Origin of the sequence: Gramella jeungdoensis (assembly GCF_023805255.1) — a bacterium.
Classification (GTDB): domain Bacteria; phylum Bacteroidota; class Bacteroidia; order Flavobacteriales; family Flavobacteriaceae; genus Christiangramia; species Christiangramia jeungdoensis.
Genome location: NZ_JAMSCK010000002.1, coordinates 455,683 through 468,432, shown reverse-complemented (window position 1 = coordinate 468,432; position 12,750 = coordinate 455,683). Strand labels below are relative to the sequence as shown.

Sequence of the window (12,750 nt, the reverse complement as noted above, 5' to 3'; positions counted from 1 at the left end):
AATCCGGGAAGAGCCTTTTGTTCTCTTCCCGGATTCACTAACCAAACCAACAATTTATACCAGTGCCTTTTTCTTAATTTTTGAGAAGGCCTCCTTCAGATCATCTTGAAGGTCTTCTATATCTTCCAGCCCAACAGAAAGCCTTATAAGATCTGGAGTAACCCCGGTTGAGGCTTGCTCCTCTTCAGTCAGCTGCTGATGTGTGGTACTTGCCGGATGAATAATCAGGGATTTTGTATCCCCGATATTTGCCAGAAGCGAGAATATTTCGGTTTCATCAACCACTGTTTTGGCTGCTTCATATCCACCTTTTACTCCAAACGTAAGTACCCCGCTTTGCCCTTCAGTCAGGTATTCCTTAGCAAGCTCATGATATTTACTGCTTTCAAGACCGGGGTAATTAACCCATTCAACCTCTTCCTGTTTCTCCAGCCATTTAGCCAGCTTCAGTGCATTGCTACTATGTTCTTTTATTCTCACCTTTAATGTTTCCAGACTCTGAAGAATCTGAAAGGCATTGAACGGACTAAGTGCCGCCCCATGATCACGTAAACCTTCAATACGAACCTTTGCAATAAATGCCGCTTCTTCAAGCACTTCATGATAAACTATCCCGTGATAGCCGGGTGAAGGCTCGGTAAATTCAGGAAACTTGCCGTTTGCCCAGTTAAATTTCCCAGCGTCAATGATCACCCCACCTAAAGATGTTCCATTCCCGCCGATGTATTTAGTAAGTGAATGAATCACAATATCGGCTCCATGCTCTATAGGGTTCAGTAAATAAGGAGTTGCCACCGTATTATCTACAATAAAAGGAACCTGAAATGCCTTAGCTTCCTTAGAAATTCCTTTAAGATCGAGTACATCAAGTTTTGGGTTACCTATAGATTCGGCAAAGAATACACGTGTATTATCTTTTGCTGCTTTGGTGAAATTTGAAGGGTCTGAAGGATCTACAAATGTTGTAGTAATCCCTAATCGTGGGAGTGTATTCTTAAACAGGTTATAGGTTCCACCATACAAACTGTTAGATGAAACGATATGATCTCCTGCTTTCAGTAAGGTTAATAAAGCTGTATTTGTCGCAGCTGTTCCCGATGCGGTCACTACGGCAGCGATCCCACCTTCTAGGGCTGCCAGTCTTTGCTCCAGAATGTCATTCGTAGGATTATTTATTCTGGTATAAATAAAACCAGGTTCGGCCAGGGAAAAAAGATCGGCCGCGTGATCTGAATTCTTAAAAACATATGATGTGGATTGATAGATAGGGACGGCTCTGGTATCACCGTTGATCTTTACATCGTGTCCTGCATGTAATGCTGCTGTTGAAAATTTTTGTGTACTCATGATTTGAAAAATTTAATGTTGTTATTGGTTAAAAAAAGTCCCCTTGATTATTTGCTATTACCAAGGGGACCAGAATTGAACTCTATAACTAATTAAATTCTTCGTTTTTGGTAATAGCTTTCCATTTGACACATACACATGTGCATCATCATGCGACAGATCATCATATTTTGGAATTTAGCTGTTACCATCATTTTAAATTTTCAGGCCTTTCGGCTGGTTTGCAATTTTTCTTTTTCAGTATTCGGTATTCAATAAAAAAACCGCTGCGGTTGGCAGCGGCTTTTTACAGTATTATCTTGTTTCAGATTCATGTAATAGAGTGCGCTGCGGACCCTGTCCCCATCATACACATCATATTACACATAATTCTGACCATTTTCTTTTTTTTGTCTTTACAAAGATAACGACACAGATTTTTAATTTCCAAGCGGTTACAAAAGAATTATTGAAATTTAATTTTTTGATCGATATTTCAAGAATTTCGGAATTTAGCCCAAGGTTTTTTATTTTTCTTCAAAAGGATTGCTTTAGGGATTGAGCGAATTGTTTGAGCTCTCCCCCTCGCTCCCGCGAATTTTAAAATTGAAATTCCGACCTCCCAATTCCTGGGAGGTAAAGGCGAAGCGAATCCCGAAAGCCCGAAGCGAGCCCATTACGGGCAAAGCGCAACGCCATTATCATTAATAATTTAAAGCGTAGTGATGTAAAAATAATTAATCTGGAAAAAAGGATTATATAATTTGGCGTTAAATCGATTTGCTGTCATACTAATTTTCATACATTTGTAGCGAAATATTGAAAGGGACAGATTTGACTGATTGCAACCCTAAAATGTACAGCAAAGTTTTGCTGTACATGCTAAAATGCTAAAGCAGTAGTTTTTTACACTCCTAATTAGCCTTTCACGTCAAATTTCTCCGTTCGTATAAACTTAAAAAAAGGAATTGAATGGCTTATTTATTTACTTCGGAGAGTGTATCTGAAGGACATCCCGATAAAATCGCAGACCAGATAAGCGACACCTTACTGGATAATTTCCTGGCCTTTGATGAAGAGTCCAAGGTAGCCTGTGAGACCCTTGTAACTACAGGGCAGGTTGTACTTGCCGGGGAAGTTAGAAGCAACACCTATCTGGATGTTCAGAATATCGCGAGAGATGTGATCAATGATATTGGTTATACGAAAGGAACCTATAAGTTTAGCGGTGATTCCTGTGGGGTGATCTCTTTGATACATGAACAGTCCCAGGATATTTACCAGGGAGTGGATCGTGGTAATAAAGATGAGCAGGGTGCCGGTGATCAGGGAATGATGTTCGGCTATGCTACCAGTGAAACTGAAAACTACATGCCTCTGGCTCTTGATATCTCTCATAAGATACTTATTGAGCTTGCGAAACTGAGAAGAGAAGGAAAGGTGATAGATTATCTTCGTCCCGACTCCAAAAGCCAGGTTACTATTGAATACAGCGACGATAATATACCTCAGCGAATCGTTTCTATAGTAGTATCAACTCAGCATGATGATTTTGATAAGGATGATGAGGCCATGCTGAAAAAGATCAAGAAAGATATAATCGAGATCCTGATTCCCAGAGTAAAAGAGCAATTACCTGAATATGTTCAGAAATTGTTTAATGATGATATTGTTTATCATATCAATCCAACCGGAAAGTTCGTGATAGGAGGACCGCATGGAGATGCCGGACTTACCGGTAGAAAGATCATAGTGGATACTTATGGTGGTAAAGGAGCTCACGGTGGTGGTGCTTTTTCAGGAAAGGATCCTTCTAAAGTAGACCGCTCGGCCGCATATGCTTCCAGGCATATTGCCAAGAACCTTGTAGCCGCAGGAGTGGCTCCCGAAATACTTGTTCAGGTTTCCTATGCGATTGGAGTAGTTGAACCTACTTCTATTTCGGTATACACTTACGGAAAAAAGAACACCGATCTTACAGATGGGCAGATAGCTGAGAAAGTAAGGGGAATTTTCGATATGAGACCGGCTGCTATCGAGGACCGCTTAAAGCTAAGAAGTCCAATCTATCGCGAAACAGCGGCTTATGGCCATATGGGAAAAGAGCCAAGAAAGGTAACCAAGGTATTTGAAAGTCCTTATAACGGAAGGATCACCAAAGATGTGGAATTATTTACCTGGGAGAAACTGGACTATGTAGATAAAATAAAGGAGGTCATTCCCCTCAACAATTAATAAAATTTCTTAAGGCCGCCACTGTGCGGCCTTTTTTTATCATTTCTTCGGAAAACCTTAACAGCTGTGAGCTTTATTAATTCCTACTTTTAAAACTCACCAAGAGGGTTTTCCTATGTCTTTATTCAAAAAAGTAAAAAACACCATCAGCCTTTTAAAGTCGGTAGACATGGATCAGCTGGCGAAGATCAATAAAAAAATAGATCTGGCCGATGCTATGAAAACGCTTGGAGAATTAGATGACCGCCAACTGGCTGGTTTGATGAAAATGTTAAAAACCAAACGTAGAAAAGGTCAGCATGACCTCCCTCCCATCGACGGTGATTTTTATAATCTTGATCTGAAATTAACCGAGGAGCAAAGGGAAATCCAGATGAAGGTCCGAAATTTTATGGAAGATGAAATTCGACCTCTGGTAAACGAATACTGGAAAAAAGACCAATTCCCCTTTGAGATCATAGAAAAATTCAGAGAAATAGATATTGTGGGAGTGCCTTATGAAGGATATGGATGCCCTAATCTTCCTTTCTTAATGGAGGGAATTGTCGCTCAGGAGTTAGCACGTGTAGACGTTTCAGTATCTACTTTTTTTGGCGTTCACAGTGGTTTGGCAATGGGGTCAATCTACCTCTGTGGAAGTGAGGAACAAAAACAGGAATGGCTGCCTAAAATGCAGAAACTGGAAAAAATAGGAGCCTTCGGGCTCACCGAACCAAATGTAGGTTCAGGAGTGGCCGGCGGACTGGAGACCACCTGTAAATTTGATGGTGAGAACTGGATTTTGAATGGCCAGAAAAAATGGATAGGGAATGCCACTTTCGCCGATGTAACTATCATCTGGGCGAGGGACCTGGATTCGAACAGGGTGAAAGGCTTTCTTGTAAAGAAGGAAAATCCCGGATTTAAAACCGAAAAGATCAAGGATAAAATGGCGCTGAGAATAGTTCAGAATGCCATTATTACCTTAAAAGATTGCAAAGTTTCGGAGAGTGATCGTCTTCAGAATGCAAACTCCTTCAAAGACACCGCCAATGTACTTCGTATGACGAGAGCTGGTGTAGCCTGGCAGGCTGTAGGATGCTCAAGGGGGGCATATGAGAGCGCTTTGAAATACACTAAAAAACGAGAGCAGTTTGGTAGGCCAATAGCCTCATTTCAACTGATCCAGGACCATCTGGTAGAGATGTTATCTAACCTCACTTCTATGCAAACCCTATGTTTCAGGCTTTCTGAAATGCAGGATCAGGGAATGCTAACCGATGAGCATGCCAGCCTTGCCAAAGTTTATTGCAGTATGAGAATGAGAGATATTGTTAGCCGTGCCAGGGAAGTCATGGGAGGCAATGGAATTCTACTCGAATATGATGTCGCAAGATTCGTGGCAGATGCCGAGGCCATCTATAGTTATGAAGGAACGAAAGAAATAAACTCACTAATTGTGGGCCGTGCCATTACAGGCTACAGTGCCTTTGTTAGTTAAAATGAAAACGAAAGAAATTTTATGTCAGTATTAATTGTATGTCCCGGAAAGGATCCGGAGAATTGGGTAAATGAATTGAGGAACCAGCATCCGGGAATGAATATTTATGTCTATCCTGAGGATCATGATAATGAAGAAGTGGAATTTGCGCTCACCTGGAATCATCCGCGTGGGTTGTTCAAAAACTATCCGAATCTAAAAGTAATCGCAAGTATGGGTGCAGGGGTAGATCATATTTTAAGCGACAGTGGCCTGCCCGATGGTGTAAAGGTCACCAAGGTTATTGATGATATGCTTACCGAAGACATGAGCGATTTTGTACTTAGCCAGGTAATGAATCATATAAGAGGCTTGCACTACTATACCAAATCACAAAAAGAAAAGAAATGGGATCGCTTCCAGTATCAACGGCCAAAGGATACAAAAATCGGTATTATGGGACTTGGAGTCCTGGGAAATGCGGTAGCCGATAAACTTTATAAAAATGGTTTCAAAATCCATGGTTGGTCAAGAACAGAAAAAGACTGTGAAAATGTAACCAGCTTTCATGGCAAAGAACAGCTCGAAGATTTTCTCCAGAATTCTGAAATCCTGGTATGCCTGCTCCCATTAACCAAGAATACCGAAAATATACTCAATGCCGATTTGTTTGATATGCTTCCTGAAGGTGCTTACGTTATAAACGTAGCTCGAGGTCAGCATCTTGTAGAGCATGACCTGATGGAAATGATAGACAGTGGCCATCTTTCGGGAGCATCGCTGGATGTATTCCGGGAAGAGCCATTACCCGATGAACATCCCTTCTGGGAACACCCAAAGATCAACATAACGCCTCATATTGCCAGCCTTACCAATCCTAAGTCTGTGGTGCCTCAAATCGTAGAGAATTACGAAAGAATGAAAGAGGACGAGCCCCTGAAATACAGGGTCGAAATAGATAAAGGTTATTGATAATTAAAACTTTTTAAGGATGGATACGTTAAAGAACATCATGGTGGCTGTCGATTTTAATGACAGTATAGGTGAACTAATGGTCTATGCTGAAGGTCTGGCTGAAAAATTCAATTCCAAGATCTGGGTGCTGCATGTAGCAGATCCTGAACCCGATTTTGTTGGTTACGAGCCAGGGCCACAGTACATAAGAGACATCAAAGCCGAGGAGTATCGTGAAGAGCATCAAAATTTGCAGGAAGTATGCAAAAATTTCATCAATGAAGATATAGAATCGGAAGCCTTGCTTATCCAGGGATCTACGGTAGAAACCGTTCTGGAAGAGGCTAAAAAACTGAATATAGACCTGTTAATTGTGGGAACACATAAACATAGTTTTCTTCATAATCTCCTTCAGGAGAGTGTCTCCATGGAGCTTATCAAAAAAGCCGAGATTCCAATGCTTACAATTCCTATAGATGAAGGTTAAAAAATAATTCCAGGATATTCAGCAGAATTTTTAACTTCATCCAAAACTTAAGAATTTTGGAAATCACTAAGCTTAAGCTGGAGAATGTTCAGCAAAAACTGCAGCCTTATATTCACCGCACTCCTGTAATGAAATCACGCCTTTTAAATGAAATTACGGGGGCTGAGCTATGGTTTAAATGTGAAAACTTTCAGAGGATGGGCGCCTTCAAGATGAGAGGCGCGGCAAATGCCATTATGAGTCTGAGCGAGGAGAAGAGAAAAAAAGGCGTGGTCACTCACTCTTCAGGAAATTTCGCCCAGGCACTCTCCCTTGCTGCCAAAAGCCTGGATGTGCCGGCTTATATTGTGATGCCCAACAATGCTCCTGAAGTAAAAAAAGCTGCCGTAAGAACTTATGGCGGGCAGATCACAGAATGTCCATCTACCTTAAAAGACAGGGAAGAAACCGCTTCTAAAATTGAAAAAAGCACAGGCGCAACTTTTATACATCCTTCCAATGACCTGGAAGTGATCCTGGGACAGGGAACCGCGGCCATTGAACTTCTACAGGATCATCCCGACCTTGATTATGTGATCACTCCTGTAGGCGGTGGCGGACTCATTGCCGGAAGTGCTCTTGCCGTAAAATATTTTGGCAATAGCTGTAAATGTATAGGGGCCGAACCAATGGAGGCTGATGATGCCTGGAGGTCCATGCAAAGTGGAAAAATTGAAACCAATGAAACCGCTAATACCATAGCCGATGGTCTTAAGACCAATCTTGGAGATATTAATTTTCCCATCATCCTGGAAAATGTGGACAAAATCATCAGAGTATCCGAAGATGAAATAAAATCGGCTCTAAGACTTATCTGGGAAAGGATGAAGATCATCGTGGAGCCCTCAAGCGCAGTGGCTCTATCCGCAATTATAAGGGAAAAGGAAAATTTTAAAAACAAAAAAGTAGGCATCATAATCTCTGGAGGAAATGTAGACCTTCAAAGATTAGAATTCTAACATAACCTCCTAGTTTTTAGACTTTTTTGAATAACAGGCCTTTTATTGGATAGAAACTTACTGTATATTTAAACTAAACTTGGTTTAAATGGAGCTCTATCTAACCGTCGCGATAATTATCATTGGGATCATTCTCTTTGTTCGCGATTATTTTTCGATAGATACTACTTCCATTATCATCATGGCGCTGTTCATTGTCTCAGGAGTGCTAAGTCCTGAAGAGGGGTTCTCGGGTTTTAATCATCCTGCCACTATTACACTTGGCTGTATGTTCGTTGTAAGCGCAGGTGTATTCAAATCGGGTATCATTGACGGTTTAAGTGCCAAGCTTATAAAGATCGCCCGGATCAATTATTTCTTAGCCCTTCTGTCGCTCTGCTGTACCGCGGCAGTTTTGTCGGCCTTCATCAATGATTCTGCGGTAGTGGCTATACTTATCCCCGTTGCACTACTGGTTTGCCGGGAAGCTGGGATAAGTCCTTCGAGATTGCTGATCCCCATTTCTTTCTCGGCATTGTTTGGCGGAACCTGCACCCTCGTAGGAACCTCCACAAATATCCTTGTTAGTAGTTATGCCGAAAAGCTTGGTTCTGAAGGCTTCGGGATGTTTGAGTTCTCTTTCCTGGCACTTTGTTTATTGGCTATTGGAATGACCTACATTATCCTACTGGCTCCTTTATTTCTTCCAAAACGCAGCCAGCCGGAAGGCGTGGGTTTAAAAAAACAGGCTGAAAAATATATGGCCGAAATAGAGCTGAATAAGGATAGTCTTGATGTAGATCAATCTATCTCGCAATCTAAACTGGTGAATGATTATAAGGTCCAGATACTGCGGATCAAAAGGAAACATTACCGCGTTTATGAGATCAATGGAGAAACAGTACTTAGGGAAAGCGACCTTCTAAGGATTCTGGTAGACCCTGTGAACCTTGCCAAATTAAAAATGCAAAGAGGACTTTCGGTAAAAGGAGATAAGGAGAATATTCATGAAGCTGAAGTTAATGATAAGATAGATCCTAAAAAAGTACCCACTCCTAATGAAGAAAAGAAGATCTATGAGGTAATGATCCCCTATGGCTCAGAACTGGCCGGGCGATCCATAAAACAACTCAATTTCAGGAGCACCTATTATGCATCGGTCCTGGCTATAAGGCATAGAAAAGAAACCATTACCGAAGACGTCTCAAATGTTGTTTTAAAAGAAGGGGATATGATGCTGCTCTTTGCTTCTGAAAAAGCTATTTCCCTGCTCACTTCAGAAAAACTTATCGTCACCCTTTCCGAATACCAGGGAAGAAGAGTGAACTATAAAAAGGCAATTCCCGCGCTTTTAATTGTTATAGGTGTTGTAAGTGCTGCCGCTTTCAATATTACCTCGATATTGATAAGTGCCATGATTGGGAGTCTTTTACTCGTCACACTTACCATCTTAAAACCCCAGGAGGCCTATGAAGCAATAGAATGGAAAGTGATCTTTATGGTGGCCGGGGTACTTTCAATGGGAAAAGCACTGGAAAAAACTGGCGGTTCTGATATTATTTCGCAATATATCTATGAGTCACTGGGAGGTATGGATCCTAGATGGACCTTAAGCCTGATTTTCCTGTTCACATTTCTTTCTACCAACGTTTTATCCAGCAAAGCTGCGGCGGCTTTAATGACGCCCATTGTGATAAGTCTGGCTGCCGCAATGCAGGTTAGCGAGAAGCCATTTCTTATAGGAGTCATGTTTGCCTGTTCCCTTACTTTTATGACTCCCGTGAGCTATCCCGTGAATACAATGGTATACGCCCCGGGAAATTATAAGTTCCGGGATTTTTTAAAGTTCGGAACACCTCTTAACTTTATAGTCTGGATCGCAGCATCATTTTTGATCCCAATATTTTTTCCTTTTTAATTATGAGAAAAGTAAAACTACATAACCCATTCAAAACAAGACTTATAGATGAAAAAATCATCCGGGAACATCTGGCTCTGGAGCGTACGAAACTTGCAAATGAAAGAACTTTACTCTCATACATAAGGGCTTCCATATATTTATTGATAAGCGGCCTTGCTTTACTTCAAATTAAGCAGTATCAGGGCATCAGTTTAATGTGGGTAGGCTATTTAGCTTTATTTATTTGTGTTCTATTCCTGCTCGTAGGTGTTTCCAGATATATTGCCCTTGAAAGAAAACTTAATAAATTACTGCGGGACGACAATAATGATGAGGATGATTCAAATAAAAAATAAAAACCAGATAAGGTGCAGCAAATAGTTCACTACTCTCTTCACTTTCTGGTTATTGGAATCATTGCCTATGTTTATGATAAAGAAAACTGGCTAAAATACTGGTTAATCCTGGCAGCTACCATGCTGGTAGATCTTGATCATCTGCTGGCCGATCCCATTTTTGATCCGGAAAGATGTGGAATTGGATTTCATCCTCTGCATTCCGAATTGGCAATTACCGCGTATGTTCTGGGAATGATCTTCGTAAAACACAAAGTCCTGAGAATAATATTCATAGGTCTCTTCTTTCATATGTTTACCGATTTTGTTGATTGTATCTGGACCTATGCCCGATGCGCACCCTGTCTTCAGGATATATTTTAAGAAGTGGCATACCTAATTTGTAATGGCAAAAAATAACTATTTTTAACTATTCTGCCTTTCCCTTGAACCCATGTTTTATCTTAAATCTATTATCTTTACTCCCGCAAAAAACCTAAACTACAATCAACCTAATCTAACCAGGGCAGTAAAATATTTATTATGCATGTAGCCATCGCAGGAAACATTGGTGCAGGAAAAACCACTCTAACTAAATTACTAGCAAAACATTACAAATGGGAGCCCCAGTTCGAGGATGTTCTTGAAAACCCCTATCTGGAGGATTTTTACAACAAAATGGAGCGATGGTCGTTTAATCTTCAGATATATTTTCTTAATAGCAGATTCAGGCAGATTCTTCAGATAAGAGAGAGTGGAAAAAAGATAATCCAGGACAGGACCATATATGAAGACGCTTATATCTTTGCTCCCAACCTGCATGCCATGGGACTAATGACAAACAGGGACTTTGAGAATTATAAATCTCTGTTCGATCTCATGGAAAGTGTGGTTCAGGGGCCCGACCTTCTTATTTATCTAAGAAGCAGTATCCCTAACCTGGTATCACAGATTCATAGCCGTGGCCGGGATTACGAGAATTCGATCTCTATAGATTATCTGAGCCGTCTTAATGAAAGATATGAAGCCTGGGTGCATGATTATGATAAAGGAAATTTGCTCATTATTGATGTTGATAATATTAACTTTGTAGATAAACCGGAAGATCTTGGTGATATCATTAGCCGAATCGATGGAGAGCTACACGGACTTTTTTAAACGTACTGAAATTATGGAATCTACAAAACTAAAAAGACCAAAGCATAAAGGATCCCCAAAGTTGTTTAACAACCCCATCCTTGAAAAACTAACACGTACCCATATATCTATCCCGTTAATAATTTTCGGAGCAATTGCCGCCGCCTTAATCTATTACGGGATCATAGAAAAGGGTTTTGAAGTGCCTGAAATGATTCTATTGTTTTTTGCTGGTCTTTTCTTTTTTACCCTTGTGGAATATGTAATGCACAGATATCTATACCATATTCCTGCAACAACACCCAGAAGACAAAAGATATCCTATACCATGCACGGTGTGCATCATGATTATCCAAAGGATAAATCAAGACTGGCCATGCCGCCGGTATTAAGTCTTATTATCGCTACGGTACTTTTTATCATTTATCGTGCTGTACTTGGAGATTATGTTTTCGGTTTTTTGGCAGGGTTTCTTATCGGCTACGCCGGCTATCTTGCTGTACACTATTCGGTGCATGCATTCAAGGTGCCTAATAACTTTTTAAAGACCTTATGGCATCATCATAGCATTCATCATTACAGGGAGCCAGACAGGGCTTTTGGAGTATCTTCCCCTCTGTGGGATCATATTTTCAGAACCATGCCCAGGAAGTCACCCAAAAGTGAACGCGCTAAAGTGGGAACGAGTATAGATCCTAGTTAGTCATTGCAACTTCGATCGAGTAAAATATTACAATTTTCAGACAAAAAAGAACCCGGAATTTCCGGGTTCTTTTTTTAATATCACTGAATAAATCCGTTTTCACGAGCATGCATTTCGGCCTCATTTGAGTTTTCGGCCAGCAGAACAGGAACGGTATCAAAATTATCAATAAGACTTCTCACCCGCCCCATTCTTCTTTTGTGCTTTACACTTCTCAGATAAATGGCCAGGATACGATCGGAATACTGGGCTGCGATATCGGTATAGATACTGGCATCATGCTCTCCACTATCCCCAATAAGAATAAATTTAAGATCAGGATATGTTTTGAGGATATTGGTGATCTCCTTTTGCTTATGCGGTTTTTCAGGTTTTAACGTACTTTCAAAAGGTGTTCGAAGATCCCTTAGTAGAATAGGGCCTTTTGGAAATTTATTATAATCCAGGAAAAGTTTCAGATATTCATATAGATTCCACGGACTGTTACTTAAGTAAAACATCGGGTTCTTATTTTTCCCGCTCTTTCCCTTATGAAGTTTTTGATACAGATCTGGTGCATCCTTTAACGGAATACGCTTGTATGCATTGGTCAGAAGTGAATTCTTAAGCAAACGCCATTTTAAAAAGGAGGTCACCCCGGTGTGGAGGATGGTATCGTCTATATCGCTTATCACCCCAAATTCGGCATCGATCGGGGGAACAAGGAATTCACCCCTGAATGGATTAGCCAGAAGCTCGGTTCGTTTCTCTAATTCGTTCCGATAGTAAATTTCATATTCCACCCAACCTTCGTCATTAGCATATTCAGAAAGGTTTTCATCTATGGTCTTATCAAATAGAAAATAACCTTCATCATTGGTCAATTCCTTTAGATTGGTCTTTCCCGGAACAATAAGTTCAATCAAAGCATCGGGAATTTCAAAACTATCGAACTGCTTATAGGTGTTCTTTATGGTTTTAAAAAAAGACTGGTCTTTTACAATTTTTAGAGGTTCATTGTCAAGAGCTCTTCCTTTTACATACAGATGAGAAAACGTACCGTAACTTCGATAAGGGACCACATAGACCTGTTCCAGATTACGGTACCGGCCAATGATTTTCTTAAAACGTTTGATCATTAAAACACAAGCTTTGAGCTCAAGTTAGTTTTTATTCCTAAGAGGGAATGTTTTCGGGCTGAGTTTTATAAATTTTTTAATATCTAAAGTTCATTCAGGGACGGACTCGAGCACTTTGC

The 12,750-nt window shown here is 40.5% G+C and carries 12 protein-coding genes; 10 read left to right on the top strand and 2 right to left on the bottom strand.

Features of this window, described 5'->3' with window-relative positions; translation table 11 throughout:
• Positions 1-54: 54 nt before the first annotated feature.
• A complete protein-coding gene (locus NE848_RS06250; protein ID WP_252111548.1) occupies positions 55-1,347 on the bottom strand; it encodes an O-acetylhomoserine aminocarboxypropyltransferase/cysteine synthase family protein in 1,293 nt (430 codons plus the stop codon).
• A 951-nt stretch (positions 1,348-2,298) separates the two neighbouring features.
• Here NE848_RS06250 and metK point away from each other — a divergent pair.
• From metK to NE848_RS06200, 10 genes are all read left to right on the top strand, one after another.
• Positions 2,299-3,561, top strand: coding sequence for a methionine adenosyltransferase (metK, locus tag NE848_RS06245; RefSeq protein ID WP_252111546.1), 1,263 nt, complete (start codon positions 2,299-2,301; stop codon positions 3,559-3,561).
• A 115-nt stretch (positions 3,562-3,676) separates the two neighbouring features.
• Entirely contained in the window at positions 3,677-5,041 is a 1,365-nt protein-coding gene (locus NE848_RS06240; RefSeq protein WP_252111544.1) for an acyl-CoA dehydrogenase family protein, read from the top strand.
• Between the two features lie 21 nt (positions 5,042-5,062).
• The gene (locus NE848_RS06235) at positions 5,063-5,992 is read left to right on the top strand and encodes a 2-hydroxyacid dehydrogenase (protein ID WP_252111542.1); all 930 of its coding nucleotides are present in this window, start codon (positions 5,063-5,065) and stop codon (positions 5,990-5,992) included.
• A gap of 19 nt (positions 5,993-6,011) precedes the next feature.
• The gene (locus NE848_RS06230; protein ID WP_252111540.1) at positions 6,012-6,461 is read left to right on the top strand and encodes a universal stress protein; all 450 of its coding nucleotides are present in this window, start codon (positions 6,012-6,014) and stop codon (positions 6,459-6,461) included.
• A 62-nt stretch (positions 6,462-6,523) separates the two neighbouring features.
• Positions 6,524-7,459 (top strand): threonine ammonia-lyase, encoded by a 936-nt coding sequence (locus tag NE848_RS06225; protein WP_423748001.1) that lies wholly within the window; start codon positions 6,524-6,526, stop codon positions 7,457-7,459.
• Positions 7,460-7,547: 88 nt separating this feature from the next.
• Positions 7,548-9,356, top strand: a complete 1,809-nt coding sequence (locus NE848_RS06220; protein WP_252111536.1) for an SLC13 family permease — start codon at positions 7,548-7,550, stop codon at positions 9,354-9,356.
• Between the two features lie 2 nt (positions 9,357-9,358).
• A complete protein-coding gene (locus tag NE848_RS06215; RefSeq protein WP_252111534.1) occupies positions 9,359-9,694 on the top strand; it encodes a DUF202 domain-containing protein in 336 nt (111 codons plus the stop codon).
• A gap of 12 nt (positions 9,695-9,706) precedes the next feature.
• Positions 9,707-10,057, top strand: coding sequence for a DUF6122 family protein (locus NE848_RS06210; protein WP_252111532.1), 351 nt, complete (start codon positions 9,707-9,709; stop codon positions 10,055-10,057).
• A gap of 159 nt (positions 10,058-10,216) precedes the next feature.
• A complete protein-coding gene (locus NE848_RS06205; RefSeq protein WP_252111530.1) occupies positions 10,217-10,831 on the top strand; it encodes a deoxynucleoside kinase in 615 nt (204 codons plus the stop codon).
• A gap of 13 nt (positions 10,832-10,844) precedes the next feature.
• Positions 10,845-11,513, top strand: a complete 669-nt coding sequence (locus NE848_RS06200; RefSeq protein ID WP_252111528.1) for a sterol desaturase family protein — start codon at positions 10,845-10,847, stop codon at positions 11,511-11,513.
• A gap of 80 nt (positions 11,514-11,593) precedes the next feature.
• Here NE848_RS06200 and NE848_RS06195 read toward each other — a convergent pair whose 3' ends face one another.
• Positions 11,594-12,631 (bottom strand): App1 family protein, encoded by a 1,038-nt coding sequence (locus NE848_RS06195; RefSeq protein ID WP_252111526.1) that lies wholly within the window; start codon positions 12,629-12,631, stop codon positions 11,594-11,596.
• Positions 12,632-12,750 lie beyond the last annotated feature (119 nt).

Excerpts from the sequence above, each read along its gene's own strand:
- NE848_RS06205 (WP_252111530.1), top strand. The coding sequence starts at position 10,217 with ATGCATGTAGCCATCGCAGGAAACATTGGTGCAGGAAAAACCACTCTA.
- NE848_RS06195 (WP_252111526.1), bottom strand. The coding sequence starts at position 12,631 with ATGATCAAACGTTTTAAGAAAATCATTGGCCGGTACCGTAATCTGGAA.
- NE848_RS06215 (WP_252111534.1), top strand. The coding sequence starts at position 9,359 with ATGAGAAAAGTAAAACTACATAACCCATTCAAAACAAGACTTATAGAT.
- NE848_RS06240 (WP_252111544.1), top strand. The coding sequence starts at position 3,677 with ATGTCTTTATTCAAAAAAGTAAAAAACACCATCAGCCTTTTAAAGTCG.
- NE848_RS06250 (WP_252111548.1), bottom strand. The coding sequence starts at position 1,347 with ATGAGTACACAAAAATTTTCAACAGCAGCATTACATGCAGGACACGAT.
- NE848_RS06235 (WP_252111542.1), top strand. The coding sequence starts at position 5,063 with ATGTCAGTATTAATTGTATGTCCCGGAAAGGATCCGGAGAATTGGGTA.
- NE848_RS06230 (WP_252111540.1), top strand. The coding sequence starts at position 6,012 with ATGGATACGTTAAAGAACATCATGGTGGCTGTCGATTTTAATGACAGT.
- NE848_RS06200 (WP_252111528.1), top strand. The coding sequence starts at position 10,845 with ATGGAATCTACAAAACTAAAAAGACCAAAGCATAAAGGATCCCCAAAG.
- NE848_RS06220 (WP_252111536.1), top strand. The coding sequence starts at position 7,548 with ATGGAGCTCTATCTAACCGTCGCGATAATTATCATTGGGATCATTCTC.
- metK (WP_252111546.1), top strand. The coding sequence starts at position 2,299 with ATGGCTTATTTATTTACTTCGGAGAGTGTATCTGAAGGACATCCCGAT.